The organism is Xanthomonas sp. DAR33341, assembly GCF_003992815.1.
GTDB classification, from domain to species: Bacteria; Pseudomonadota; Gammaproteobacteria; order Xanthomonadales; family Xanthomonadaceae; genus Xanthomonas; species Xanthomonas cissicola.
The window spans coordinates 326,001-349,215 of sequence record NZ_QEYV01000019.1; the positions used below are offsets into that span (position 1 = coordinate 326,001).

Annotated in this window: 18 protein-coding genes and 2 pseudogenes; 9 read left to right on the plus strand and 11 right to left on the minus strand. The window is 67.4% G+C overall.

All coding sequences use genetic code 11. The features are described 5' to 3' along the window. Positions 1 to 118 precede the first annotated feature (118 nt). From EO156_RS07430 to EO156_RS07455, 5 genes and pseudogenes are all read left to right on the plus strand, one after another. Complete coding sequence (locus EO156_RS07430) at positions 119 to 646, plus strand: RNA polymerase sigma factor (RefSeq protein WP_005926389.1); 528 nt, start codon at positions 119 to 121, stop codon at positions 644 to 646. Then, a complete protein-coding gene (locus tag EO156_RS07435; RefSeq protein ID WP_126936739.1) occupies positions 643 to 1,713 on the plus strand; it encodes a FecR domain-containing protein in 1,071 nt (356 codons plus the stop codon). Before EO156_RS07430 ends, EO156_RS07435 begins: the two co-directional genes overlap by 4 nt. A gap of 465 nt (positions 1,714 to 2,178) precedes the next feature. After that, positions 2,179 to 5,064 (plus strand): TonB-dependent receptor, encoded by a 2,886-nt coding sequence (locus tag EO156_RS07445; protein ID WP_016850017.1) that lies wholly within the window; start codon positions 2,179 to 2,181, stop codon positions 5,062 to 5,064. Positions 5,065 to 5,167: 103 nt separating this feature from the next. Continuing rightward, positions 5,168 to 6,469 (plus strand): histidine-type phosphatase, encoded by a 1,302-nt coding sequence (locus tag EO156_RS07450; RefSeq protein WP_029829635.1) that lies wholly within the window; start codon positions 5,168 to 5,170, stop codon positions 6,467 to 6,469. 70 nt (positions 6,470 to 6,539) lie between these two features. Then, a pseudogene (locus EO156_RS07455) lies at positions 6,540 to 6,755 on the plus strand (endonuclease); the annotation flags it as partial. A gap of 14 nt (positions 6,756 to 6,769) precedes the next feature. Here EO156_RS07455 and EO156_RS07460 read toward each other — a convergent pair. Continuing rightward, positions 6,770 to 6,988: pseudogene (locus tag EO156_RS07460) on the minus strand (transposase); the annotation flags it as partial. On the opposite strand from EO156_RS07460, the gene EO156_RS24140 reads away from it, so the two are divergent. Next, positions 6,884 to 7,123 carry a hypothetical protein gene (locus tag EO156_RS24140; protein ID WP_206513884.1) on the plus strand — a complete coding sequence of 80 codons (240 nt, stop codon included), beginning with the start codon at positions 6,884 to 6,886 and terminating at the stop codon, positions 7,121 to 7,123. The pseudogene EO156_RS07460 and the gene EO156_RS24140 sit on opposite strands and share 105 nt — an antisense overlap. Here the strand turns inward: EO156_RS24140 and EO156_RS07465 are convergent. Further along, the gene (locus EO156_RS07465) at positions 7,101 to 7,508 is read right to left on the minus strand and encodes a helix-turn-helix domain-containing protein (protein ID WP_015472057.1); all 408 of its coding nucleotides are present in this window, start codon (positions 7,506 to 7,508) and stop codon (positions 7,101 to 7,103) included. The two genes, EO156_RS24140 and EO156_RS07465, sit on opposite strands and share 23 nt — an antisense overlap. Positions 7,509 to 7,740: 232 nt before the next feature. Between EO156_RS07465 and EO156_RS07470 the strand changes: the two genes are divergently transcribed. The 3 genes from EO156_RS07470 to EO156_RS07480 are packed head-to-tail and all read left to right on the plus strand — an operon-like array spanning position 7,741 to position 10,313. Next, positions 7,741 to 8,109: a hypothetical protein gene (locus tag EO156_RS07470; RefSeq protein WP_005923946.1), complete on the plus strand. Its 369-nt coding sequence runs from the start codon at positions 7,741 to 7,743 to the stop codon at positions 8,107 to 8,109. A gap of 3 nt (positions 8,110 to 8,112) precedes the next feature. Next, on the plus strand, positions 8,113 to 9,483 hold the full coding sequence (locus EO156_RS07475) for a radical SAM protein (protein WP_015463139.1): 1,371 nt from the start codon (positions 8,113 to 8,115) through the stop codon (positions 9,481 to 9,483). Then, entirely contained in the window at positions 9,480 to 10,313 is an 834-nt protein-coding gene (locus tag EO156_RS07480; protein ID WP_016851025.1) for a hypothetical protein, read from the plus strand. Before EO156_RS07475 ends, EO156_RS07480 begins: the two co-directional genes overlap by 4 nt. Positions 10,314 to 10,910: 597 nt before the next feature. On the opposite strand, the gene EO156_RS07490 is transcribed toward EO156_RS07480, so the two are convergent. The 9 genes from EO156_RS07490 to EO156_RS07530 all read right to left on the minus strand — a co-directional run bounded on the left by EO156_RS07490 (position 10,911) and on the right by EO156_RS07530 (position 23,065). Further along, entirely contained in the window at positions 10,911 to 12,569 is a 1,659-nt protein-coding gene (locus EO156_RS07490) for a chemotaxis protein CheA (RefSeq protein ID WP_029828956.1), read from the minus strand. A gap of 2 nt (positions 12,570 to 12,571) precedes the next feature. Next, the gene (locus tag EO156_RS07495) at positions 12,572 to 13,198 is read right to left on the minus strand and encodes a protein phosphatase CheZ (protein WP_005918195.1); all 627 of its coding nucleotides are present in this window, start codon (positions 13,196 to 13,198) and stop codon (positions 12,572 to 12,574) included. Continuing rightward, the gene (cheY, locus tag EO156_RS07500) at positions 13,198 to 13,590 is read right to left on the minus strand and encodes a chemotaxis response regulator CheY (RefSeq protein WP_002813536.1); all 393 of its coding nucleotides are present in this window, start codon (positions 13,588 to 13,590) and stop codon (positions 13,198 to 13,200) included. Before cheY ends, EO156_RS07495 begins: the two co-directional genes overlap by 1 nt. 22 nt (positions 13,591 to 13,612) lie before the next feature. Continuing rightward, a complete protein-coding gene (locus EO156_RS07505) occupies positions 13,613 to 14,380 on the minus strand; it encodes an RNA polymerase sigma factor FliA (RefSeq protein ID WP_005918198.1) in 768 nt (255 codons plus the stop codon). Continuing rightward, positions 14,377 to 15,261, minus strand: coding sequence for a MinD/ParA family protein (locus EO156_RS07510; RefSeq protein ID WP_005918202.1), 885 nt, complete (start codon positions 15,259 to 15,261; stop codon positions 14,377 to 14,379). The genes EO156_RS07505 and EO156_RS07510 overlap by 4 nt, the downstream gene beginning before the upstream one ends. Continuing rightward, positions 15,248 to 16,948, minus strand: a complete 1,701-nt coding sequence (gene flhF / locus EO156_RS07515; protein ID WP_029828958.1) for a flagellar biosynthesis protein FlhF — start codon at positions 16,946 to 16,948, stop codon at positions 15,248 to 15,250. Before flhF ends, EO156_RS07510 begins: the two co-directional genes overlap by 14 nt. Positions 16,949 to 17,612: 664 nt before the next feature. Beyond that, on the minus strand, positions 17,613 to 19,685 hold the full coding sequence (gene flhA, locus EO156_RS07520) for a flagellar biosynthesis protein FlhA (protein WP_029828960.1): 2,073 nt from the start codon (positions 19,683 to 19,685) through the stop codon (positions 17,613 to 17,615). A gap of 17 nt (positions 19,686 to 19,702) precedes the next feature. Further along, entirely contained in the window at positions 19,703 to 20,833 is a 1,131-nt protein-coding gene (gene flhB / locus EO156_RS07525; protein WP_016851577.1) for a flagellar biosynthesis protein FlhB, read from the minus strand. A gap of 144 nt (positions 20,834 to 20,977) precedes the next feature. Continuing rightward, positions 20,978 to 23,065 (minus strand): EAL domain-containing protein, encoded by a 2,088-nt coding sequence (locus EO156_RS07530; protein ID WP_029828961.1) that lies wholly within the window; start codon positions 23,063 to 23,065, stop codon positions 20,978 to 20,980. Positions 23,066 to 23,215: the final 150 nt, after the last annotated feature.

Here is a 23,215-nt window from a genome sequence, read left to right on the forward strand (position 1 = left end):
GCAAGCACAGGCCTGTGCCCGCCTGCGTGCCTGCCGCCACGTCATGGGCAGCAACCGCGTCACCGCGACGTCATACGACGCCGCTAGCCTGCGCCCCTGCAATCGGCCGGAGGTTGGGGTGTCGGCACATCCAAAGCGCGCCTGGGCACGTCTGTTCACCGAGCATGGCCCGGTGCTGCGCGGCTTCTTCGTGCGCCGCGGAGCAAACGAGGACGCCGAAGACCTGGTCCAGGAAACCTATCTGCGCCTGCTGCGTGCGCATCAGCAGCCGGGCCAGGCCATCGCCAACCCGGAAGCGTATCTCTATACCGTGGCGGTCAATCTGGCGCGCGAGCAGGCGGCGCGGCGCAGGCAGGCCCCGCTGCGCATCGAGGACATGGAACAGTTCGCGCAACGGCTGGTGGCCGGTGACGATGTCGAAGACAGCGCCCAGCGGCAACAGCGCCAGCAACGCCTGCAGATCGTACTGGCCGGGCTGCCCGAGCGCGTGCGTGCGGTGCTGGTGATGCAGTACCGCGACGGCCTGAGCTACAAACAGATCGCCGAACGTCTGGGTGTGTCCTCGCACATGGTCAAGAAATACGTGGTGCGCGGCCTGTCGGCCTGTCGATCGGCGCTGGCCGACGAGGGAGCGCAGTGGTGGTGAGCGTCGCGTCGCTGGCGGCGCGCCGCCTGACCGAGGAAGCGGCACACTGGCATGCGCTGCAACGCATGCAGCCGCTGGATGCCGACCAGCAGGCGCGTTTCATGGATTGGCTGACCGCCTCGCCGGCGCATGTGCGCGAATACCTGGCAGTGACGCAGGTGGCCGGTGCGCTCGGCGAGGCGCTGGATGCGATGGCGCTGGATGTCGAGGCGCTGCTGCAGGCCGAGCGCCAACGCGACACCGGGACGGCGCGCAACGTGGTGGCGCTGCCGTTGCCGCCGCGGCGTCCCGTCGCTGCAAGGGGAACCGCGCGATCGCGGTCGGCGGCACGCCGGTCGCACTGGCATGTCGGTCTGGCCGCCATGCTCGGTCTGCTGACCGTGCTCGGCGGCTGGGCCTGGCCACGCACCACGACCTATGCGACCGCACATGGCGAACAACGCCGCGTGCAACTGGCCGACCGCAGCGTGGTGTTCCTCAATGCAGACACGCGCATCCAGGCCACCATGTCGCCGTGGTCGCGCCACCTGCAGTTGCTGCAGGGCCAGGCGAGCTTCGATGTCGCCCGGGATCGGCGTCCGTTGCAGGTCCGGGTGCTGGACCTGCGCGTGGAAGACATCGGCACCGCGTTCGACATTGCCCTGCATGGGCAGCAGGCACGCATCGACGTGTCTGCCGGTCGCGTGCATCTCTGGCGCGCCGACCGCCCGGCGCAGCCGATGCTGGCCAACCTGGGTGCAGGACAAAGCGCGCGCATCGATGGCGCCGGCCAGGTCGAGTTGAGCAATGAAGATGTCGCCACCATGCATGCGTGGCAGCAGCAGCGCATCGTCTTCCGCGACGAGCCGTTGCGCAACGTGGCCGAAGACTTCAATCGCCTCAATCGCATCCAGCTGCATATCGACGATGCGCGCGCCGGCGCGATGCGCCTGACCGGCAATCTGCGTAGCGACGATCTCGCCGGCCTGCGCGCGTTTCTCGCGCGGCAGCCCGGCCTGCGGCTCGAACAGCACGCCGATGCGCTGCACATCGTCAGCCGTGCACCACCGGCGACCGCCAACCGGTAAGGCCCGCGGCCAACGCGACAGACACGCTGGCGCTCACGTGCGTGCAGAAGTCAGCACTGCAGGCACCACCGCATTGCTCGGCGTGTGCCTGCCGTGGGTCGGCACGCCGCGGCGTCGCACTTTCATGCCTGTTCGCATCGCAGATTCGCGCTGACGCATCTGCGCACCGAACGGCTGGCATCCGGGTTGGCGCAATGCGATCTAGGCGTGCGCATTGCGCTGCATGGTGCCGCGCAACGCAACGATCGACGCAATCGGCGATCGAACCGCCAACATGCTGTTCGCCGGGTAACACGGACCTGCATGCACTCCACGGCACGCGCACGCCAGCGCCCCTGCACGTGTCACAGAAAATTCATGGAAAAACGGTGCCCGACTCAGCTTGTCGCGCCTCGTAGATGGGGTAGTCGCCGCATCGCCCCATGCGCGTGTGCGGCGCCCCTCTCCCTCTGCCTGGAAGTGACGATGCGCCGCTGCCTGTTCCTGTCCGTTGCCCTTGCCCTGCATGCCGGTGCTGCCGGCGCCCAAACGCCACCCGTCGCGGTCACTGCCATTCCCGCACAACCGCTGGCACGCGCGCTCAATACGCTGTCGCGCCAGACCGGTCTGCAATTCGTCTACGCGGCAAGCGTCGGCGCCGAGCGTCAGAGCCGTGGCACCACCGACGGCGCGGCACCCGAGCAGGCATTGCAACAACTGCTCGATGGCACCGGCCTGCGCTATCGCTATCTCACGCCCACCACGGTGACCATCGAACCGGACACCGCCACCAGCCAGGCGCCGGCTGCAGCGGTGCCGGCTGCGCCAAGCAGCACGCCGATCGCCGCCGGTGCACCGGTGCGCGAACTGGACAGCATCCAGGTGCTGGGCAGCTATGCCGGCAGCCTCAGCGCCGCGCTGCGCGAGAAGCGCTATGCCGACAGCGTGGTGGACGTGATCGCCGCCGAAGACATCGGCAAGCTGCCAGCGCAGAACGTGGCCGAAGCCCTGCAGCGCGTGCCGGGCGTGTCGATCGTGCGCGACCGCGGCGAAGGCGTGTACGTGCGCGTGCGCGGCCTGGGACCGAATTTCCAGGTGACCACGCTCAACGGCCAGACCATGGCGGTCAACGAGAACGTGCGCACCTCCGGCCAGACCGGCCGCCAGTTTCGCTACGACACCTTGCCGGCGGAACTGGTCTCCGGCCTGGACGTGATCAAGAGCCCCACCGCCGATCTGGACGAAGGCGCCATCGGCGGCATCGTCAACGTACGCACCTTCCGCCCGCTGGAACTGGGCAAGACCTTGCTGAACACCTCGCTGGAATCCAGCCAGGCGCAACGCACGCATGCCAACGATCCGCGCGTCTCCGGCCTGTTCAACTGGGTCAATGCCCAGGGCACCTTCGGCATGCTGGTGTCCGGCGCATATGCCCAGCGCAGCCTGCGCCAGGACCGCGTCAACGAAGTGAGCTGGGATTACTACCCCAATGGCGTGCCGGGTGCGCCGGGTGCGTCTTACCTGCCCACCGGCCTGCGCCCGACGCTGGAACTGGAGCAGCGCGAGCGCACCGGCGTGGCCGCCTCGTTGCAATGGCGCCCCAGTGCCGCCTGGGAAACCAATCTGGACCTGCTGTATGCCAGGCAGACGGTGCACTACGACGAATACAGCCTGGGCGTGGGCTTCGACGGCGTTGCCAAGATGAGCAACCTGCAAGTGGACCACGGCGGCGTGACCGGCTTCGACTATCGCAATGGCCAGGTGCAGGTCTCGCGCGAAACCTCCGGCATCACCGACGACAATCGCAGCGCGCGCCTGTCCAGTACCTGGAATGGCGATCTGTGGACGCTTGGCGCAGTGGCGTTCCACTCGCAGGCGCACAGCTACGACTCCGACCCGATCCGCCGCACGCGGCTGCGCAGCGGCACCAACCTGTCGATGCGGGTGGAAATGCCGCAAGCCGACGACGACAACGTGCCGAACTGGAGCTTCACCAATGGCTTCGATCCGACCAACCCGGCCAGCGTCAACGGACGCCGGCTGGAATGGCGCGAAATCGATGCCCGCGACAAGGACGACGCGCTGCAGCTGGACGCCAAGCGCACGCTCGGCGATGGCTGGCTGCGCGACATCAAGTTCGGCGCCAAGTACCGCGAGCGCTCGCGCACCTACGATCGTGCCGACCTGCTGCTCAACCGCATCGCCGGCGTGCGCTTTCCGGGCAGCTATTTCACCGCGCTGCCGGTGAGCGACATGCTGGTCGACGGCAAGGGCACGCTGCCACGGCAGTGGCTGGCGCCGATCGAAGCGCCGTTCTGGGGCGACTGGCCGACCGCCGCCGACCTCAGCGGCACGCCCAACAGCGCCGACCTGCAGAATTCCTACGAGGTGCGCGAGAAGATCGGCTCGGCGTATGCGATGACCGACTTCGGCGGCACCCTGGCCGGGCGCGATGTACGCGGCAATCTCGGCGTGCGCTTGGTGCGCACCGAGCAGACCACCGACGGCCATGCCGACCTCGACGGCGCCGCCCAGCCGGTGCATTTCGAGCGCAGCTATACCAACGCCTTGCCCTCGTTCAACGCCGCCTGGGACGTGCGCGATGACATGGTGCTGCGGACCTCCGCAGCCAAGGTGATCACCCGCCCGGATCTCACCGACCTCTCGTCCAAACTCACCTTCAACTCCAGCGGCGAAGTGTTGACCGCCAGCGGCGGCAATCCGGCGCTGCGTCCGTTCGAAGCCTGGCAATACGACCTGACCTTCGAGTGGTACATCGACGGCACCTCCGCGCTGACTGGCGGCGTGTTCTACAAGGACATCTCCAGTTTCATCCAGACCCAGCTGTCGTATCTGGATTACCAGGGCCAGACCTACCTGCTCTCGTCCAAGACCAACGGCAGCCAGGCCAGCGTCAAGGGCGTGGAGCTGGCCTACCAGCAGGTGTTCACCGGCCTGCCGGCGCCGCTGGACGGTTTGGGCATGCAGCTCAACTACACCTTTACCGACAGCCAGGCGAGCTACCGCGACGGTACGCGCCGCTTCACCGACAGCCTGGAAGGCGTGGCCAAGAACACCTACAACGCCGTGCTGTTCTACGAGAAGGGCCCGCTGATGGCGCGCGCCAGCTACAGCTGGAGCGACAACATCGTCAACGCGGTGGGCACCGCCAATGTGGCCACGCTCAACAGCGATGCATTCGGCAGCCTGGATGCCAATGTCGCCTGGAAGGTCAACGACACCCTGTCGGTGTTCGTCAACGCCATCAATCTCACCGGCCAGGTGCAGCGGCAGTACGTCGGCGACCACCTGTTCGGCGGCTACACCGACTACGGCCGTACGTGGTCGCTGGGTCTGCGCGCGCGCTTCTAAGCGGGTTTGCATGCGCAGCTGGCGGTCGTCGCGCGCGCGCACGGCCGCCACCGCGCTGCGCCGATTGTTTCGCCTCTCCGCTTCACTCGTCATGGATCTGCCGATGCTTCTGCACTTTTGCCGCCGCGCTACCGCCCTACTCGGGCTCGCGCTCATGCCGCTCACCCCTGCCCAGGCCACCGATGCGACGCCGGACACCCTGGAAAAAGTGGTGATCCTCAAACGCCACGGCGTGCGTGCGGCGATGTCCAGCCCCGAACGGCTGGGCCGCTATTCGCTGCATCCATGGCCGCATTTCGGCGTGCCGGCCGGTCACCTCACCGCCAACGGCGCGCAGCTGGAACGCCTGTTCGGCGACTACTACCGCGCGCGCTACACCGCGCTTGGTCTGTTGAACGGCGATGGCTGCAACCAGGCCTATTACTGGGCCAACCGCACCCAACGCACCATTGCCTCGGCGCAAGCGCTGGCCAGCACACTGACGCCCGGCTGCGCCGACCCGGTGCATCACGTACCGACCGGCAGTTCCGATGTGTTGTTCGATGGCACCGCTGCGCTGCGCCAGCCCCAGGCGCGTGCGCGCATGCAGGCGGCCATTGCCGGCCGCATCGGTGGCGATGCGCAGGCCTGGAATGCGACCCAGAGCGATGCGCTCGATACGCTCGAACACCTGCTGCTGCAATGCGCGCAACGGCCGTGTCCCGCGCAGGCCGCGCCTGGCAAGCTGCGCCTGACCACGGTACCGGCCGGGCTGGACGATGCCGGGCCGTCGATTCCCGGTCTCGATGGCCCCGCCGCGGCTGCCTCGGGCATCACCGAAAGCCTGCTGATGGGCTGGGCCGATGGGCAGGATTTCGCCGCGCTGGGTTGGCAAGGCCTGGACGAAGCCACGCTGCTGCGCGTGTTCGCCCCGCACCAGGCCGAGTTCGCGCTGCGGTTGCGCGCGCCGACCGTCGCTCGCCTGGCCAGCACCCCGCTGGCCGCACGCCTGCTGGCCACGCTGCAGCAAGGCGACGATGCACACGCCGCGGCCGAGGCCATCGGCGGCGATGCGCGCCTGGTGGTGGTGTCCGGCCATGACGGCACCCTGACCTTGCTGGCCGGCATGTTCGATCTGCACTGGCAGTTGCCCGGCTATCAATCCGACCAGACCGTCCCCGGTGGCGCGCTGGTGTTCGAACGCTGGCGGCGTGCCGACGGTGAGCGCGTCATTCGCCTGCGCTACACCGCGCAGAGCCTGACGCAGCTGCGCGAACGCGTGCCATTGACGCTGCAGGCACCACCGCCGAGCGCAGCCATCTTCATTCCCGGCTGCAGCACCGCCACGCCGGCGTACGACTGCCCGCTGCCGCAGTTCGCCCGCATCGTCCAGGCCGCACTCGATCCGCTCGCCTTGGACCACTGAGCCCTCCACGCGACGCGCCGGGCCCGACGCGTCGCGTCCATCCGCTGTTCCCCAACCGCACGAGGTCATCATGCTTCAGCATCTTCGTTCTCTGCTCAGCGTCGGAATCGGTGCGACCCTGGCCTGCGCCGGTGTCGCCCACGCCCAATCAAGCGTCGGCGTCCTCGACGTGCTCACCTATAACGTCGCCGGCCTGCCGGAGGGCATCTCCAGCAGCAACCCCGCCACCAATACGCCGCTGCTGGCACCGAAACTGGCGCCGTATGCGCTGGTTCACGTGCAGGAACGTAAGCTCCCCCGTCAAGCAGGCACTTCAAAAGTAGAGCTTTCGGCGTACTTGTTGCGGTACTCGACCGGGGTCATTCCGCCGAGCGAATCATGGGATCTTGCTTCGTTGTAGTCGATCATCCACCAGTGGGCGGCTTCGCGCACCTCGTCGAGGCAGGCGAAGAGATTCAGGTCGAGCACTTCCTCGCGGAACGTGCGATTGAAGCGCTCGATGAAGGCATTCTGATTTGGCGCGGCACCTGGTCGGTCACATGGCCGCCCGTCCGCACTGCCGACCCATGGCCTGGCGCGGCCGCGCCGCCCATGGATCGGGTGTTGCACCGCGGGCGCCGCACCGCGCGGCTCAGCCCGTCAACAATTCGATGATCTGCGCGATGGCAACACGTTTGCGCTGAGATGCGCGCCGTAAAGCGACCAAGACGCTGCTTTCCAGCTCGTCGCGCGCGAAGTCGCCGCTTTGCACGGCCGCATCCAGCAGGCCCTCCTGTGCCCGGGACGGGCCGCGACCGGTGGCCAGCCATTCGAAGCACACTGCGGTCTCGCAGGCGATCTGAATCAAGTGGCCGACGCTGGGGGTGGTGCCGGCAGTGCATTCCCATTGGGTGACTGCGCTGCGCTGGACGCCGACGCGCTTGGCCAGTTCTGCCTGACTGATGGCGGCGAGCGCGCGCGCGCGGCGAATACGAGCAGACAGGGACGTCACCGAATCACCTGCGTCGGGTTGAGGTAAGTGCGTCTTCCGGGGCAGCAAGAATTAGCACATTTTGGCTACTTCCGCTGTCCGGACAAGCCTACACAGCCTGCTGGCAACGGCGGCGCATGCGCCGCCCCGCAGTGAGGCAGCGTGGCTGCCCGTGCCGCGGGCGCATGCGGGCTGCCCGGGTTGCCGCCCGTCATGCATGCTTCGAGCCACACCGGGCCGGGAGGAATGGGACAGGACGGCCAGCAAGGCGCGCAATTCCCTTAATCACATCAGGTGAGTCATGAAGACAACCAGGACAGGCACCAAGGAAATCAGTTTGACGCTGGCAGTGGAGGTGACCGAAGACACCGCGGCCGAGAGCGTGGCCGAGCAGTTGGAGAAGGCGCTTTCGCATCTGGACGGCAAGGTCGGACGGCTTTCGGATGTGGTGGTCCGGACGGTGCCGCGCATCGTCAGCAACGCGGGCGCAGGCTACGAAAGTCGTATCTGGGAAAAGGCGACCTGCAAGATTGCCGACAACCCGCGCGACCGTCTGATCGATCCGGTAGTGGATCTGGAAAAGCTCTCCGAGCAAGTCATTCAGCTGGAACGGCAACTGGGGGCAGTGCGCGAGGGCCTGGCACGGCTCCAGACCGGGGCGAGGGGTTGAGCCGTGGCCGGTTATGCGTGGGCCAGCCACCGTGTGCTTCCGCTGGACGGTGACGATCTGGCAGTGCTGGCGGACGGCAGTTCCGGCTGGTGCGTGTTGACCCGCGACGCCTACCGGCAGCTGCGAGCGGAGCTGCCGCTGGAATTGGACGATTCCATCCAGCTGCAGCCGCTGACGCAGTTGTGGGAGTCGGCATTGCTGACGCGCGATGGACGCTGCATCGACACCGCGCAGTACCGTCAGGCCCAGTCCCCGACCGCGGTGCTGCTCAAGCTCACCGGTACCTGCAACATCGACTGTGATTATTGTTACGACTACGACGCCGAACGGTTCCGCGCTCAGCAATCTCTCGGCACCATCCAGACTACGCTGGCGCCGCTGTTGGAGCGCGGTGAGCCGCTGTCGATTGCCTTCCATGGCGGCGAGCCATTGCTGCGGTTCGGTCTCATCCGCCAGGTGGTGCAATGGCTGGAACCGCACCGCGCCCGCGTCGGTTTCTCGTTGCAGACCAACGGGACGCGCTTCACGCCGGAGATTCTCGACTTTCTGGAGCAGCACGACTTTTCGGTCGGCCTGTCGCTCGATGGTCTGGATGAAGCGAGCAATGCATTGCGCCGCACGCGGGGGCCGCGGACGCCGCTGCAGTGCATCCTGGCGCTGATGCGCGAGCGTCCACAGTTCGTGCGTCAGCGCTGCGGTTTCCTGGCCGTTGCCTCGCGTACCTCGGCACCCGGGCTGCCGGCGTTTGCGCGCTGGCTGCAGGACTTCGGTGTGCAGGGCATGTCGATCACCTTCCTCGACCTGGCCGGCCGCGGCGCCGATCTCGCCGACGAGCGGCTCTCGCCCGAACAGGCCGTGGATCTGTATGCAGGGCTGCTGGAGATGATCCGGAACGGTCAGCTCCATAGCCTGGCGTTGCGCAACCTGGTCGCACGCATGAACAACCTGTTTACGCTGCAGTCCCGCGATCTTTGCTATCGGGGGCCCTGCGGCGCGGCCGGCGATTTCCTGGTGCTGGACGCGCAGGGCGGCAAACGGACCTGCGACTGCGTCTATCACCCGTATTTCGAACTGAAGGCAGGCCAGGACGGGGGCGACGCGCCGGCGCGCGCTGCCATCGTCGCGCGTCACAGCTGGCTGCGGCTGCATGGCCAAGGCTGCAGCCGCTGTGCACTGTTCGGACTGTGCGGCGGCACCTGCGTGGCCAAGGCACTGGTGCGCACTGGTCACGACCGTAGCGTGGATCCGGTGGAATGCGCATTGTCGCGGTATCTGTATCCCGAACTGCTGCGCGAGTTCACGGCTGCCGAACGGCCTTTGTTCGCGTACTACGCGCGGCATGCGCAGGGCGATGCGCTCGCCGAGGCGGCATGACACTGGCCGTACCGGGCTGGCGGCCCGACATGCCGCTGGACGACGATGCGCTGGTGGCCCACCTGCGTGCACGTGCCGAACCGACAAGTTGTCACGCGCTGGCCAACTGGCTGGCTGGCCCGTTGGAGCACGAGACCCGCAAGGCGTACTGGAGCTATGCACAGGCCGCGCAGCGGTTGGGCTGGCGCGTGCGGCCCACCTTCGCGGCGCACTACCTGCAGCGACAGGCGGAGTACTACTTGTCGGCTGCGTACGCGCGACCGGCGGCGCCGGCGTTCGCGGTGCCCCCGGCGACGCTGATACTGACCTTGCACCATCCCGCAGCTCCCGTGCTCATGGCTGGCGTGCGGGCGACAGGTGTTCTGACCTTGATCGCCCAGCGGGCGGAGTGGATGGGCGTGCTCATGGGCGAGGGCAACCTGCTTGCGTTCCGCGATGCCGGAAGCAGCATGCGGCTGCTACGCGCCTTCCGTCAGCAGCGCGTGGTCAGCTGCATGATCGATTTCTGTTACGACGACACCGCGTACGTGGAAGGGCCATTCCTAGGCCATCGGGCGCGCACGCCGCGGGGAGTATTCGCCTTGGCCGAACGCTTCGGTTATGCGGTCTGGCTGGTGTCCTTCGCCGATCATCGGCCCTACGTGGCGGCGCAATTCGCCGCTGGCACGCATGGCGTCGCCGCGCTGGTGGCGCAGGTCAACGCATTGCTGGAAGCAGAGATCCGAAGCGACCCACCGGCCTGGCTGCTGTGGCCGGCGCTGGATCGGCGGGTGACCGATTTCGATTATGGGCAGGCGCGCTCGGGCCGTGCTGCGGTGCCCGCGGCCTGACCCGCCGCCCGCATGGCCGTGGAGCCGGCGGCGCATCGTGACCATTGGGCTGATGCCAAGAGACTGGTGCGCTTCCGTCGAGAGAGCGCCTGCGTAGATCGACTGTCGGCGGGATTGCTGCCGGCGATGTCTCCCCCCATCCGCCCTTCGGGCACCTTCCCCCGCAAGCGGGAGAAGGGAGCAGCGCTAGCGGTAGAAGGGACCGGCGCACGCGGGAGAAGGGATCAGTGCACGCGGGAAGGGACGAACGCATGCCGAGAAAAGAAGCGATTCGTCTGTACGAGCCCCTCTCCCGCCTGCGGGAGAGCTGCTGGGGTAAGGGTTGAGGTTGCACGGAATGTCTTCCGCCACGCACCTGCACCCGCGCGCAGCGAGATCTACGGAGATAACGGTTCCAGGTTCACTTGCACGGCAGCTTGACCGTCACCAAACCATCGCGCCCATGCCTGCGCGCTTGGCGACATAGATCGGCAGCGATGCCGGTAGTGAAACGACAACGGCCGCAGTACGCGGCCGTTGTCGTTAGATCAGGCATCCAGGATCGTCTTCCCGATTCCCGATTCCCGATTCCCGAATCCCGAATCCCGAATCCCAAAATCAATGATCGCTGGAGCGCAATCCATCCACGTCCAGGATCAGCGCCATGCGGCCGTCGCCGATCAGGGTGGCGCCGGCGTAGCCGGGCAGGCCGCGCAGGGCGCGGGGCAGGGGCTTGATCACCACTTCCTCGCGGCCGCGGACCTGGTCCACCACCAGGCCGAAGCGGGTTTCGCCGGCCTGCAGCAACACCACGGTCAGCAGCGGCGGTTGTTCGGCCGGTACGCCCAGCCAGCGGCGCAGGTCGATCAGCGGCAGGGTGTGCGAGCGGCGGTCGAGCACGGCGCGGCCGTCGAACCAGCCCAGCGAGGTCTGCGGGGCGTGCAGCACTTCGACCACGCGCGCCAGCGGCAATGCGTAGACCGCTTCGCCGGCCTGCACCAGCAGGGTCGGCAGGATCGCCAGCGTCAGCGGCACGCGGATCATGAAGCGGCTGCCACGGCCCAGTTCGGACTGGATCTGGATCTGCCCGCTGAGTTCGCGGATACGCGACTGCACCACGTCCATGCCGACGCCGCGGCCGGAGATGTCGGTGACTTCCGCCTTGGTCGAGAAGCCCGGCATGAAGATCAGATGCAAGCACTCGTCGGTGCTCAGGCGGGCGGCGGCTTCGGCGTCGATCAGGCCCTTGTTGCGGGCGATTTCGCGCAGGCGCTCGGGGTCGATGCCGGCGCCGTCGTCCTGGATTTCGATGCTGACGTAGTCGCCTTCCTGTTGCGCCGACAGGCGCACATGGCCGCTACGCGGTTTGCCGGTGGCTTCGCGCAGCGCAGGCGATTCGATGCCGTGGTCGATGGCATTGCGCACCAGGTGCACCAACGGGTCGGCCAGGGCTTCGACCAGATTGCGGTCCAGCTCCGTTTCGGCGCCGATCAGTTCCAGTTCCACTTCCTTGGACAAGGTGCGCGCGACGTCGCGGGCCACCTTCGGGAAGCGGGCGAACACCTTGCTGACCGGTTGCATGCGGGTGCGCATGACCGCGGTCTGCAGGCGTGCGGTGGCGATGTCCAGCGTGCTGACTGCGCGGTCGAGTTCTTCGTCGCGCAGGCGGGTGCGCAAGGTCTTCAAGCGGTTGCGCGAGAGCACCAGTTCGCCGATCAGGTTGACGATGGCGTCCAGGCGCTTGGTGTCCACGCGCACGGTCTGTTCGGCTTCGGCGCCGGTCTTGGCCGCGGCCTTGCCGGCGGCCTTGGGGGCGGGCGCATGCGCATCGTCGCCATGTGCGGCAGCAGCCGGCTTGGCAGCGGCCGCCTGCGGTGCGGCCTTGATCGCCGGCGGGGCGCTCTTGGCGTCGAACTGCGCGATCAACGTGGCCGGCGCATGCGGCACGGCTTCGCCCGAGCCCATGGCATCCAGCATGGCCTGCAGATAATCCAGCGATTGTTGTGCGGCATCGAAGTGATGCGCCTGCAGCACCGCCTGGCCCGAGCGCGCCATGCCTAGGGTTTCTTCCGCGGCGTGGCACAGCTCCACCATCGGCTTGATTGCCAGAAAGCCGGCGCCGCCCTTGAGCGTGTGGAAGCCGCGGAACACCGCGTTGAGCTGGTCGGCTTCTTCTGGCGCCTGTTCCAGCGACACCAGCTGTTCGCCGAGGCGATCCAGGATTTCCTGGGCCTCGACGATGAAATCGGCAGCAATATCGTCTGGAACAGCACTCATGGTTACAGCCCCAATCCGGACAGCAGGTCGTCGGCGTCGTCCTGCGACACCGCGTGACGGTCCAGGCCCTTGACTGCAGGACCGGCAAGACCGCCGTCGTCTTTCTTCGGTTCGATGTTCTTCGGCGGCAGGCCGAGCGCACCGAAGCCTTCGTGCACGCGCCGCACGATACCGGCCACGCGCCGGATGATCTGGCCGCTCAGGTCCTGGTAGCTCTGCGCCAGCGACAGCTCGGTCAGGTTGTGGCGCATCTTTTCCAGCAGCGCGCCCTGGTCCTGATTGAGCCCGCCGTTGCGCAGCTGGTTGGCCAGCTCGCGGCATTCTTCGACCAGATCCAGCGTGCGATGGCTGGCCTTTTCGGTCATTTCCACCACGTGGTCCAGGCGCGAGCAGGCATCGTCCAGTTCGCCGGCTTCTTCAGGGATGGTGGGCAGCTCGCCCAGCGCCTGGCCGAGTTCGCGGGCGAGCCGGCTCAGGCTCTGCATCATCGGGCGCGTGCGCAGGGCGGCGAGATGATCCACCTCGCGACGCCAGGCGACCTGGTCACCGCTTTCCAGTGCATCGAGTGCGTTCTGCAGGCGCTCGATCAACGCGGCACGTTCGGCATCGGTTTCCATGGTCGCGTTCATCAGGCGGTCGCCGCCAGACGTTCGAACACCTTGCCCAGCTTTTCTTCCAGCGTCTGGGCGGTAAACGGCTTGATGATGTAGCCGTTCACGCCGCACTGGGCCGCTTCGATGATCTGCTCGCGCTTGGCTTCGGCGGTCACCATCATCACCGGCAGGTGCTTGAGCTTGGCGTCGGCGCGGATGTTGCGCAGCAGGTCGATGCCGGTCATGCCGGGCATGTTCCAGTCGGTGACCACGAAATCGAACGGGCCGGCACGCAACGCCGCCAGGGCGCTGTTGCCGTCTTCGGCCTCTGCGGTATTGGTGAAGCCGAGATCGCCCAACAGATTCTTGACGATACGTCGCATCGTCGAGAAGTCGTCCACGATCAGGATCCGCATGTTCTTGTTCACATCAAGCTCCTAACACAAAAAATTAGTCGTCAATTTCGACACCGGCATCGGCCAGTTCGAAGACTTTGAGGCGGCCACGCAAACGCACCACCGCCTGGCCGTGGATCTGGCACACGCGCGATTCGCTGACGCCCAGCACGGCGCCGATTTCCTTCAGGTTCAATTCCTGTTCGTAGTACAGCGACAGCACCAGTTGCTCGCGCTCGGGCAGTTGGCCGATGGCCTTGCCCAGCTCGCGGCCGAATTCGCCACGCTCCATCATCTGCTGCGGATTGGGGCCGCCCTTGGCGGTGGTGTCCAGCTCGCCGTGGTCTTCGATGCGCGATTCCAGGCTCAGCACCTGGCCACGTGCGGCATCTTCCATCAGGCGCAGGTAATCGGGCAGCGGCATTTCCATGGCGGCGGCCACTTCGGTGGCGGCGGCGGCGCGGCCAGTGTTCTGTTCGATCTTGCGCACGGCGGCGGCGGCATCGCGGGCGCGGCGGTGCACCGAACGCGGCACCCAGTCGCCCCTGCGAATCTCGTCGATCATCGAGCCGCGGATGCGGATCGAGGCGTAGGTTTCGAACGACGCGCCCTGTTCGGAGTCGTAGCTGCGCGAGGCTTCGATCAGGCCGATCATGCCGGCCTGGATCAGGTCGTCCACTTCCACGCTGGCCGGCAGACGCGCTGCCAGATGGTGGGCGATGCGGCGGACCAGGTCGGCGTGCTGGGTCACCACGTCGTTGGCGTTGTTGCGCTGCACGGCGCGGTACTGGGCGCTGGCCGTGGTTGCGGTAGCGGTGCTCATGCGGCCACTCCCCGTTGGATGATGCGTTCGACAAAGAACTCGACGTTGCCGCGCGGCACGGTCGGGGCCTGCCAGCGCGAGGTACGGCGTGCGATTTCTGCGATGGCCTGCGCCGACGGACTGGCGGGGTAGGCCTTGATGACCGGTTGCTGGCGCTGCACCGACAGGCGCAGCCAGTCGTCCTGCGGCACATGGCCGAGATAGTTCAGCGAAACATCGCCCAGGAACTTTTCGCACACGCGCGAGAGCTTGTCGTACAGCAGGCGACCTTCGTTGGGGTCGCGCACCATGTTGGCGATGATCTGCAGGCGGTCCACGCCGCGTTCGCGCGAGAGCACCTTGATCAGCGCGTAGGCATCGGTGATCGAGGCCGGCTCGTCGCAGACCACCACCACGGTGTCCTGGGCGGCCTGGCAGAAGGTCAGCACGCTGTCGGTGATGCCGGCGGCGGTGTCGATGACCATCACGTCCAGGTCGCGTTCCAGTTCGGAGAACACGTTGACCAGGCCGATGTGCTGGGCCGGCGCCAGTTCGGCCATGTGGCGGCGACCGGAGGCGGCCGGCACCACCAGCACGCCGCCGGGGCCTTCGATGATGACTTCATCGAGCGTGCAACGGCCGGCGATCAGGTCGGCCAGGGTGTACTTGGGCGCCAGCCCCAGGACCACGTCCAGGTTGGCCAGGCCGAGGTCGGCGTCCAGCAGCAGCGTGCGTTTGCCCATGTCGGCAAGCGCCACGGCCAGGTTGGCGGAGATGTTGGTTTTCCCCACGCCGCCCTTGCCACCGGTCACGGCAATGGTGCGCACCGGGCCCAAAGGCTCGGGACGGGTCGCCGACAGGGGGAAGGCGTTGGTCAGCTTGGCGTATTCACGCGACTGCATGGTTGTGCTCCGGAGTACAGGGCTTATCGGCAGCGCGCCGCAAATCTTCAAGGCGAAGAACGAGACTGGCGGCATTGGCGCGGTGCAGGTCGTCAGGGACCCGCTGTCCGTCAGTCACCCAGGTGATGGGCATTTGGTGATCGACCACCACCGACAAGGCGCTGCCGAAGCGGCCGGTCTCGTCGAGTTTGGTCAGCACCACGCCTTGGGGTCTGGCGTGGGCGAATCGGCGTACGACCTCGTCGAGGTCGGAAAAATGGGCGTTGGCGGGCAGTACCAGCAGCGAGGTGACCTGCTGGGCGGCGCGCAACCAGTTCAGCTGGGCGGCCAGGGCGCGGTCGCGCTGGCCCATGCCGGCGGTGTCGATCAGCACCAGCTTGTAGTCGCGCAGGCGCTCGAGCAGGTCCAGCAGACTTTCGGCGCTGTCGGCCTCGTGCACCGCGATGCCGAGCTGGCGGCCGTAGCTGTGCAGCTGTTCGCGGCCGCCCACGCGCTGGGTGTCGGTGGTGACCAGGGCCACGTCGCGCGGGGCGTGCTGGGCGGCGAAGCGCTGGGCAAGCTTGGCGATTGTGGTGGTCTTGCCGGCGCCGGTCGGCCCGACCAGGGCGATCACGCCGCCACGTTCCAACGGGTCGACCGGGGCCACCGGCAGACGCTTGGACAGCAGGCCCAGCATCAGGCCGCGGCCACGGTGCAATTCGGTATCGGCCGGGATCTGCAGGGCGATATCGCGGGTCAGGCCGGCGTCGAAACCGTAGTCGTCCATCAGTTCCAGCGCCTGGGCGCGCACCGGCGAGCCACGCAGGCGCTCGTCGGTGAGGCGGTTCATCTCGCGCTCGATCATCTGCCGCATCAGCGCCAGTTCGCCGCGCAGCTGCTTGAGTTCTTCGTCGTTCTGCGGTGCGGGCGTGGCGGCAACCGGCACGGCGGCCAGGGCCGGCGGGGCGGGCGGGGCGACCACGATCGGCGGCAGCGCGGCCGGCGGCAGGATCTGCGGCAGGGCATCGTCCAGATCGAAGTCGGCTTCATCGGCGAAGGCGTCGTCGTCCTGGCCTGCGGCAGCGAAGGCCGGGGCGGTGGCCATTGCCGCCGCGACCGGCGCGGGTGCCTGCACCGCCGTGGCCGGGACGGCCGGGCGCTGCACCGGGGCAGTCGTCAAAAAGTCGGCGAACAACTGTTCCGGCACGGCCGACAGCGCGTGTTCCTGGCGCGGCGCAGCGGTGACGGCAACCGCGTGGGCGAGTGCCTGGGCAGCGGGCGAAGGAATGCTGGCGGTGCGCACCGGAGCGGCGACCGGCGCCTGGCGCGGCACGCTGACCGGCTGGCGCAGCGCCATGGCGGCGATCATGTCGTCGGCGGCGCTGGCCACGCGCTGGCGCTGGCTGGCCTCGGCGTCGGCAGACGGCTTGAGCAGCGCGTGCACCGGTGCAGCGGGCTTGGCCGGGACTTGCGCGGCCGGCGCCTGCTGCGCGGGAGCCTGCTGGTGCTGTGCGGAGGCCGGGGTGTCCGAGCGCGCGGTTTCCAGGGCGCGCTGCACGAGCTCTTCGTCGTAATTGCTGGCAGCGACGATCTCGATGCCTTCGGCGGTGCGACGGTTGGACAGGATCACCGCGTCCGGGCCGTGTTCTTCACGCACCATGCGGAATGCGGTGCGCATGTCCGGGGCGACAAAGCGTTTGATTTTCATGCGAAGTGCCTCCAGGAACGGGACCCGCCGGACGCCGGACGGATGTGCGATGAATGTGGGTGTGTTGCCAGCGTCATGAGTTGCCTGTCCCGTTCGTTCGTCCAGTTCCGCAGCGGTGGTGCTGGCTGTGGTCTCGGCAGAGCTAATGCATGCGGTGTGCCAAAACGCGGTGCCGGGGTTCCGGCGCGTGGAGCTGGAGCATTGGGGCAGGGTGGGCGCTGTGCGTGTGATCCGGTCCGAAGGTTTCAAGTCGATGGATTGATTGACGTTTTTCCGGAAGGGCCAGGCGCAGACGCCTTCGGGCGGGCTGATGCGCTCGCAGGCCGGAGGCCGAGCCGGGCGCACCTGGAACGCCCCGAAGCGGCCGGCGCCACGCAATCGATTGGAGGTCCGGGCCGGTGGCGGCTTTCCGACGCCGGCTAGGGTCGTCGGTTGCCGGCAGGTATCCATCGCTGACCGGCATGCGGCCGGGCGCGGGAATCGCTTGGTAGGAGCGCACCTGGGCGCGATAGGCCGTTCCGGTAACGCCGGTCGCGCCCAGGCGCGCTCCTACGGGGGTGTCGCGTGGGCGGCATTGCCTCCAATGTCGTAGGAGCGCACCCGGGCGCGACGGGCGGCCCCGGCAAACCCGGCGCGCGACGGGTGCGTGGTTGCCGGGGCGGTCTCAGCTGATCGTGCCCACCAGCTTCAGGCGCTTGTCTTCCGGGACTTCGCTATAGGCCAGCACCGACAGGCTGGGCACGCTGTGGCGGACCAGGCGGGCAAGTGCGGCGCGCACCTGCCCGGGGACCAGCACCACCGCCGGTTCGTTGCGGGCTTCCTGCTTGCCCACGCAATCGGCCAGGCTTTGGTGCAGGCGTTCGGCCAGCCCGGGCTCCAGCGCCACGCCGTTGCCGTGGGTGGATTCCTGCAGGACGCGCTCCAGCTGCGGGGCCAGGGTGAACACCGGCAGCTCGGCCGACATGCCGGCGATTTCCTGCACGATGAAGCGGCCCAGCGAGGTACGCACGGCGGCGGTGAGGGTGGCCGGGTCCTGGCTATGCGGGGCGTGTTCGACCAGCGCTTCGACGATCTTGCGCAACTGCCGCACCGGGATCTTCTCGATCAGCAGGTTCTGCAGCACGCGCACCACTACCGACAGCGGCAGCGCCTTCGGGGTGAGGTCTTCGACCATCTTCGGTGCGGTCTTGGCCAGGGTCGCCAGCAACTGCTGAACCTCCTCGTGGCCGAGCAGTTCGGGGGCATGTTCGCGGATCAGGTGCGACAGGTGGGTGGCGACCACGGTCGCCGGGTCGACCACGGTGTAGCCCATCGATTCGGCATAGGCGCGCTGGTGCGGCTGGATCCAGGTGGCGTCCAGGCCGAATGCCGGGTCCTTGCCGGGGATGCCGTCGAGCTGGCCGAGCGCACCGCCCGGGTCCAGCGCCAGTTCGCGGTCGGAATAGATTTCTGCGGTGGCCACCGGCACGCCATGCACCAGTAGCCGGTAGGCATTGGCCGACAGTTCCAGGTTGTCGCGGATGTGCACCGGCGGCACCAGGAAACCGATGTCCTGGGTGAGCTTGCGGCGCACGCCCTTGATGCGCGCCATCAGCTCGCCGCCCTGGTTCTTGTCCACCAGCGGGATCAGCCGATAGCCCACTTCCAGGCCCAGCGGGTCGATCGGGCGCAGTTCGTCCCAGCTCAGTTCGGCGCTGGCCTGGGCGGCGGTCGCAGCGGCGGCCGCCTGCGGATCGGCCGCCGGATCGCCGGACGCCGGTTTTGCCAAGCTGCGCTTGTACAGCTTCCAGGCGATCACGCCCAGGACCAGGCCCAGCGTCAAAAACGCGACGTTCGGCATGCCCGGCACCAGGCCGACCAGCCCGAGGATGGCCGCAGCCACCGCCAAGGCGCGGTGCTGGCCGAACACCTGGCTGACCATGGCCCCGCGCATGTCCTGCGCACGCGAGGCGCGGGTCACCAGCAAGGCGACCGACGAGGAGACCAACAAGGCCGGCAGCTGCGCCACCAGGCCGTCGCCGATCGACAGCAGGGTATAGGTGGAGGCGGCGTCCATGAAGCTCATGCCGTGCTGGAGCATGCCCACCGCCATGCCGCCGATGAGGTTGATGAACAGGATCAGGATGGCGGCGATGGCGTCGCCGCGGATGAACTTGTTGGCGCCGTCCATCGCACCGTAGAAGTCGGCTTCCTCGCGCACTTCCTCGCGGCGGGCCTTGGCCTCCTCGCGCGTCAGCAAACCGGCGTTGAGGTCGGCGTCGATGGCCATCTGCTTGCCGGGCATGGCGTCCAGGATGAAGCGCGCGGTCACTTCCGACACGCGTCCGGCACCCTTGGTGATGACCACGAAGTTGATGATGGTCAGGATCGCGAAGACCACGATACCCACGGCGTAATTGCCGCCGATCACGAACTGGCCGAAGGCCTCGATGACCTTGCCGGCGGCGGCGTGGCCGTCCTGGCCGTTGATCAGGATCACGCGGCTGGAGGCGACGTTCAGCGCCAGCCGCAGCATCGTGGTCATCAACAGCACGATCGGGAAAATGGTGAATTCCAGCGGGCGCTGCACGTACACCACCGCCAGCAGCACCATCAGCGAGATGGCGATGTTGAAGGTGAACAGCGCATCCAGCACCGGCGCGGCCAGCGGCACCATCAGCATGGCCAGCATGGCCATCAACGCCAGCGGGGCGCCCAGGCCGTTGCGCAGCAACTCCATGACGCGGCGGGCATTCATCGGCGCGGGGCGGGCGCTCATGCGCTGGCTCCCTTGCCGAACTCATCCACCTCAAGCGACGGCAGTTCCGGCATCGGGCCGCCGTTCCAGCCACGCAGCTGGTAGACGTAGGAGAGCACCTGGGCCACGACCGAATAGAGTCTCACGGGAATTTCCTTGCCGATTTGCGCTTCCCTATACAAGGCCCGTGCCAAAGGCGGCGCGGTGACGATCGCCACCCGGTGCTGTTCGCCGGCTTCGCGGATGCGGAAGGCCATTTCGTCCACCCCCTTGGCCACCACGATCGGGGCGCGCATCTTGCCGCCTTCGTACTTGAGCGCCACCGCGTAGTGGGTCGGGTTCATCAGCACCACGTCGGCCTTGGGCACCGCTTCCATCATCTGGCGCTGCGACATCTGCATCTGCATCTGGCGGATGCGGCCCTTCACTTCCGGGCTGCCCTCGCTTTCCTTCATCTCGCGCTTGATCTCTTCGCGCGTCATCTTCAGCTTCCGCAGCCAGTTCCACTTCTGGTAGGGCGCGTCGATGGCGGCCAGCAGCACCAGCGCGCCGGCGGTGTAGAACAGCAGGCTCTTGGTGAAGTCCAGCCCGTTGCCGATGGCCTGTTCCAGCGGCTGGTTCACCAGCGAGCGCAGGCCGTGCAGGCCCCTGGAAATGCAGAAGCTGGCGGCCAGCCCGACAAACAGCAGGCGCAGCACCGACTTGATCAGCTCGGCCAGGCTATTGCTGCCCCACATGCGCTTGATCCCGTTGGCGGGGTTGAGCTTGGTGAGGTCGGGCAAGATCGCTTTGCCGGAGAAGCGCAGGCCGCTCATCATCAGCGGGCCAGCCAGCCCGGCAGCCAGGCAGATGCCGATCAGCGGCAGCATCACCCACAGCAACTGCAGCAGCAGATCGCCGAAATGGCCGAACAGCGCCGTCGGGTTCTCGCGCATCTTCGGGTCCGGGCTGAGCGCGGTCTTCATCCACACCGCAGCGCCATCGCCGATGCCACGGGCCAGCACCATCAGCGCGAACACGCCGGCACCGAACACCGCCGCGGTCGACAACTCGCGCGACTGCGGGATGTTGCCCTGCTCACGGGCCTCGCGCAGGCGTTTTTCGGTGGGAAGCTCTGTACGCTCGCCGCCGTCTTCGGACTCGGACATGGAGGTGCCGGTGGGGGATCAGCCCAATCGATGCAAGCCGCGTTCCAGTTTGTGGAGCTGGGAATCGGGATTGGGCATGGGGGAATCGGCACAGCGGGGGCCGCGGTGAACCGGTGGCGCGAAGTCGGGGCGGCAGTGAGCGGCTCAGCTGGCCAGGCGGCGCGGGCCGTCGCGCTGGGCGACCACGGTGGCGATGAAGCGTTCGGCGTCCATCGGGCGGCCCAGCAGATAGCCTTGCAGCTGGTCGCAGCCCAGCCGTTCCAGGGTGTTGCGCTGGGCGAGGGTTTCCACGCCTTCGGCCACCACTTGCAGGCGCATGGTGTGCGCCAGCGCGACCACGGCCGCCACGATGGCGATGTCTTCGGCGCTGCCGTCCATGGCCTGGACGAAACTGCGGTCGATCTTGAGCTCGTGCGCCGGCAGCTTGCGCAGGTAGAGCAGGTTGGAATAGCCGGTGCCGAAGTCGTCGATGGCGATGCGCACGCCCAGCGCATTGAGCTGGCCCAGGGTGCGCAGGCAGGCCTCGGCGTCGCGCATGGCCATGGTTTCGGTGATTTCCAGGGTGAGCTGGCCAGGGGTCAGCGCATATTCGCTCAGCGTGGTGGCCACTTCGTCCAGCAGGCTGGGCGAGGCCAGCTGGAGGGCCGACAGGTTGACCGCCACCCGCCAGTCGCCGTGCCCGGCCTGCCGCCAGTCGCGCATCTGGCGGCAAGCCTGCCGCAGCACCCAGCTGCCGAGCAGGCCGATCATGCCGCTGCGTTCGGCCAGCGGAATGAAGCTGTCCGGCGGCACCAGGCCGCGTTCCGGGTGCTGCCAGCGGATCAGCGCTTCGGCGCCGATCGGGCGGCCGTCCTCGGCGCAGTACTTGGGCTGGTAATGCAGCACGAACTGTCCCAGTTCCAGCGCGCGCGGCAGTTCCTGCAGTAGCTGCAGGCGGTCGCGGGTGGTGGCCGTCATCGAGCGTTCGAAAAAGCTGTAGCGGTTGCGGCCGGCATGTTTGGCATGGGTCATTGCCGCATCCGCATGCGTCAGCAGCTGGTGCTCGCTACCGGCGTCTTCCGGGTACAGCGCAATGCCAATGCTGCTGCTCAGACGCAGCTCGTGGTTGGCAACCAGGAACGGTACCGCCAGCGCCTGCACCAGATGCGCGGCCAGCGCAGCGGCATCTTCCGGGTCTGCGATGTCGGCCACCAGCACGAATTCGTCTGCGCCCAGCCGCGCCAGGCTGCCATGCGCGCGCCGGTGTGCGTTCAAACGCTCGGCCACCACCACCAGCAGGCGGTCGCCCAACGCATGACCATAACCGTCGTTGATCACCTTGAAGCCGTCCAGGTTGATCAGCATGACCGCGAAGCGCTGCCCCTGGCGCTGGGCGCGTTCGATGTTCTGCACGAGATGCTCGTGCAGCAGGATGCGGTTCGGCAGCCGGGTGAGTGGGTCGTGCAGCGTCGCCAGTGCCAGTTCGGCATTGGCCTTGGCCAGCGATTGCGCCAGTACATCGGTGCGCTGCTGAAAGCGGCGCGACAGCAACGAAATGACCAGCGCCAGCATCAGCAGGACCAAGGTCACCAGCACCACCACCGCCGTCAGCCACGACAACGGTAGATGCGTCTCGGCAACCGCGCCGCACACGCTACCGGGCGCGAACTGCGCGGCGGCCATGCCGGTGTAATGCATGCCCACGATCGCCACGCCCATGATCGAGGCGGCGATCAGGCGCAGGCTGGAGCGTTGCCCAGCGTGGCGCAGCCGGAACGCGATCCACAACGCGGCGCCGGAGGCGCCGACGGCGATGGCGATCGACAGCCCGAACAGCAGCGGGTCGTAGCGAATGGCCGGCACCATGCGCAGCGCATCCATGCCCATGTAATGCATCAGCGCGATGCCAAGCCCCATCAACAGCGCACCCAGGCCCAACCGGAGCAACGGCAGGTTCGCGCGCGAGGTCAGCCAGAGCGCCAGCGCCGAGGTCAGGATCGCCGCCAGCATCGAATAACACGTCAGCGCCAGGTCGTAGCCCACCGGAATCGGCAGGCGGAACGCCAGCATGCCGACGAAGTGCATCGACCAGATGCCGATGCCCATGGCAATGGCGCCGCCCATCAGCCACGCGGCCGCGATGCCGCCGCCACGGGCGGTGGTGCGTGCGGCCAGATACAGCGCGGTGTAGGAAGCCAGCACGGCCACCACCAGCGACAGCATCACCATGCCAGGGTTGTAGGTTCCGACCACCTATCCAGTTCCTACGTCGAAAGACGCGTTGCCCAAGACCTAGCGACCCCTTGCGCGACTTCTTGAGCGCGGGGAAGCGGCCAATGCCATCAACCCCGCGTTGCCGCCAAAGACGGCACGCTTCAAGGTCCTGCGGCCGCCCGCGTACGC

Bases quoted from the DNA above. Each gene is read 5' to 3' on its own strand.
- EO156_RS07445 (WP_016850017.1), top strand. From the start codon at position 2,179: ATGCGCCGCTGCCTGTTCCTGTCCGTTGCCCTTGCCCTGCATGCCGGT.
- EO156_RS07450 (WP_029829635.1), top strand. From the start codon at position 5,168: ATGCTTCTGCACTTTTGCCGCCGCGCTACCGCCCTACTCGGGCTCGCG.
- EO156_RS07470 (WP_005923946.1), top strand. From the start codon at position 7,741: ATGAAGACAACCAGGACAGGCACCAAGGAAATCAGTTTGACGCTGGCA.
- EO156_RS07480 (WP_016851025.1), top strand. From the start codon at position 9,480: ATGACACTGGCCGTACCGGGCTGGCGGCCCGACATGCCGCTGGACGAC.
- EO156_RS07490 (WP_029828956.1), bottom strand. From the start codon at position 12,569: ATGAGTGCTGTTCCAGACGATATTGCTGCCGATTTCATCGTCGAGGCC.
- EO156_RS07495 (WP_005918195.1), bottom strand. From the start codon at position 13,198: ATGAACGCGACCATGGAAACCGATGCCGAACGTGCCGCGTTGATCGAG.
- EO156_RS07505 (WP_005918198.1), bottom strand. From the start codon at position 14,380: ATGAGCACCGCTACCGCAACCACGGCCAGCGCCCAGTACCGCGCCGTG.
- EO156_RS07510 (WP_005918202.1), bottom strand. From the start codon at position 15,261: ATGCAGTCGCGTGAATACGCCAAGCTGACCAACGCCTTCCCCCTGTCG.
- flhF (WP_029828958.1), bottom strand. From the start codon at position 16,948: ATGAAAATCAAACGCTTTGTCGCCCCGGACATGCGCACCGCATTCCGC.
- flhA (WP_029828960.1), bottom strand. From the start codon at position 19,685: ATGAATGCCCGCCGCGTCATGGAGTTGCTGCGCAACGGCCTGGGCGCC.
- flhB (WP_016851577.1), bottom strand. From the start codon at position 20,833: ATGTCCGAGTCCGAAGACGGCGGCGAGCGTACAGAGCTTCCCACCGAA.